This is a genomic window from Streptomyces phytophilus, assembly GCF_013870535.1.
Lineage (GTDB): Bacteria > Actinomycetota > Actinomycetes > Streptomycetales > Streptomycetaceae > Streptomyces > Streptomyces phytophilus.
Map to the genome: position 1 here is coordinate 1 of NZ_JACBXC010001694.1, position 1,062 is coordinate 1,062.

2 protein-coding genes are annotated in these 1,062 nt (G+C 72.3%); both read left to right on the plus strand.

Translation table 11 applies throughout. The features are described 5' to 3' along the window. On the plus strand, positions 1–217 hold a 217-nt coding region (locus H5J30_RS35280; protein ID WP_181791866.1), incomplete at its 5' end, for a dihydrofolate reductase family protein. A gap of 106 nt (positions 218–323) precedes the next feature. Beyond that, entirely contained in the window at positions 324–791 is a 468-nt protein-coding gene (locus H5J30_RS35285; protein WP_181791867.1) for an indole-3-glycerol phosphate synthase, read from the plus strand. The last annotated feature ends 271 nt before the right edge of the window (positions 792–1,062 follow it).

Below are 1,062 nucleotides of genomic sequence, written 5' to 3' on the forward strand. Positions count from 1 at the left end.
GCGGCTGCTGACCGAGGGCGGTCCCTCGGTGCTCGCGGGCTTCGCCGGGGCGGGTGTGCTCGACGAGCTGTGCCTGACCCTGGCGCCCCGGGTGGCGCTGGGGGACGCGCCCCGGATCATGCACGGCACCGCCCCGCAGGCGGAGCCGCTGGGCCTCGGCCTGGAGTCGGTCATGGAGGAGGCCGGCTTCCTGTTCACGCGTTACCGTCGGTTCTGACAATCTGCGGAATATCACGTTCCGCTTAGCCGTGCTGGGGCAGACTAAGTCGGCAGGATCGTTTCTGACGTGGTCTGTGTGCCTGTGCGGAAGAAGGGCGTTCATCGTGTTCACCACCGTCCTGATGATCGAGAAGCCGCTCGCACCCGTGGATGTGGAGATGGTCACCACGCTCCACGGTCAGGAGCCCGTCAGCTTCGTCGTGCTGCTGCAACCCCGCGGAGACCAGGGAGTGCTGTTGCGGGCGCTCGACGACGTAGCCCTCGGAGAGCTGGAGGACGCGGTCCGCGAGTCGGACGAGCCGGAGGGGCACGAGGCGCTGCCCACCGCCAAGCTGTCGCTGGAGCACTCCCTGAAGGCGCTGCGCGAGAAGGGCGCGGAGGCGGTCGGGGAGATCGTCGACCGGCACCCGCTGGACCTGCTGAAGTCCGTCGTGGAGCAGACGCACGCCGACGAGGTCATCGTCCTCACCGCGCCGCACCTGGTGGAGGAGTTCTTCCACCGCGACTGGGCGTCCCGGGCCCGGCACAAGGTCGGCGTGCCGGTGCTGAAGCTCTTCGCGCACGACGGCTGACCCGCCGGCGCGGGGCGGGGCCGCGGCGGCGGGGCCGGCGGCGGGGTCGGTCCGCCCGGCCCGCGGCGCGGCCCCGCGGCCCGCTCCCGGGGCCGCGCCGTGGCCCGGCCCCGGAATGTCGGCGCGGGGTGCGAGAATCGTCGCGTCCCACCCGAACCCGCCAGGAAGGCAGGGCGCCACCACATGACCCCGGGGATCCCGCCCACGCTGGAGAGTCCGCACTTCGTCGGCATCGGCGGCGCCGGCATGTCCGGCATCGCGAAGATCCTCG